This is a genomic window from Gilliamella sp. App6-5, assembly GCF_001690525.1.
Taxonomy (GTDB): Bacteria; Pseudomonadota; Gammaproteobacteria; order Enterobacterales; family Orbaceae; genus Gilliamella; species Gilliamella apicola_H.
This window is the reverse complement of the sequence record NZ_LZGT01000082.1, coordinates 1-896: the sequence shown is the minus strand read 5'-3', so window position 1 is coordinate 896 and position 896 is coordinate 1. Positions and strand designations below refer to the sequence as shown.

The following is an 896-nucleotide window of genomic DNA, read 5'->3' as shown; positions in this document are numbered from 1 at the left end:
TTCAGCTTCTTTTAAAATAGCGACGATTTGATGTTCAGTCATTTTTTTCATAATTGAATCCTCTTTTACTTTTATCATAGAGAATTTTCTACTTTTTTGCTGTACTATTTTAGGGGATAGTTACATGGCGAAGCGTGAATAATTCCAAGCGACAGATATAACGGAAGTAGCGGATGCATAAATAAGCAGAGACTAAAAAAATGATTGCAAAAAATACCATTGCAAATATTCCGGAACCAATTTTATAATTATCCCATTCATTATTGTATAATTTTAAAGCCACTTTAAGTGCGAAATAACCTCCTGATGCTGTAATAAAAAATATAGCTAAACTAATCCAAGTAATAATCCCCCGAAAATTTTCAAGCATACCTCCTCGTATCTCTAAATAGCGATCGTTATAGGCATAATAAGGTCCTATCGGGCGTGGATTATGACTGACCGACTCTGTGGTATAATCTTTGGCGACTTCGCTTAACTTCATTGAGTTATCAGAATAATCTTTTTTCAATTTTTTACGTGTTTCAGGTTTAATTGCACTACCTAACCACAATATAAATTCACCAATATACATTAAAATGTCCCCTGAACTGCTTGGTAAAACTCGTTTAACTCTTCAGTTAAGTCATCAAATTGATCACGTTTGGCATCTTTGCTAAAGCAGCCACAATCTAACCTTACCAATTAATTCTCTGAATTCTCTTTTATGGGCTTTTCTGCTTGTTTTGTTGCTTTTGTTTTTCTTTTTCGGCTGGCTTTTTTCTTGGGTCTTTTAAATTGACCATAGTCGATAAGTTCGCCCGTTTCGTCATCAATTACGCCCCACTCTTGGCTACTATCTAAAATGGCCTTTTGTACCTCGGGTGGGTAATCCGATAGGGTGGTTTCTTTTGGTA

Annotated in this window: 1 protein-coding gene and 1 pseudogene; both read right to left on the bottom strand. The window is 35.2% G+C overall.

Annotated features, from left to right (window positions below):
- Nucleotides 1–109: 109 nt before the first annotated feature.
- The gene (locus tag A9G24_RS10015) at nt 110–574 is read right to left on the bottom strand and encodes a hypothetical protein (protein ID WP_065638883.1); all 465 of its coding nucleotides are present in this window, start codon (nt 572–574) and stop codon (nt 110–112) included.
- A gap of 110 nt (nt 575–684) precedes the next feature.
- Nucleotides 685–896, bottom strand: a pseudogene (locus A9G24_RS12925) (hypothetical protein); the annotation flags it as partial.

Coding starts and splice junctions, on each gene's coding strand:
- A9G24_RS10015 (WP_065638883.1), bottom strand. CDS start 574: ATGTATATTGGTGAATTTATATTGTGGTTAGGTAGTGCAATTAAACCT.